The organism is Gemmiger formicilis (assembly GCF_024462815.1).
Lineage (GTDB): Bacteria > Bacillota > Clostridia > Oscillospirales > Ruminococcaceae > Gemmiger.
In genome coordinates this window covers 1-207 of record NZ_JANGCG010000119.1, presented here as the reverse complement: position 1 = coordinate 207, position 207 = coordinate 1, and the positions used below count along the sequence as shown (strand labels likewise).

General features: G+C 59.9%; 1 protein-coding gene. It reads left to right on the top strand.

Annotated features, from left to right (window positions below; genetic code table 11):
- Positions 1-207 (top strand): hypothetical protein (locus tag NE623_RS14710; RefSeq protein ID WP_256273643.1); only part of this gene is annotated, 207 nt, incomplete at both ends.

Here is a 207-nt window from a genome sequence, read left to right as displayed (position 1 = left end):
CCCACAACACCGACTTAAAGAAGCGGCTTGCCGCCTACGCCGGACAGCACCCCGACCAGTGCCGCCAGACCGACGCAGACCCCGAAACGGACTGCATGGAGTTTGATATTGCAAAGGGGCGTTTCTCTTTCCGTCTGACCGCCCCATACAGTGAGGAACGCCGGGAAAAGGCGCGTCAGTATGCCAGAGAGAACAATGCCGCCGACA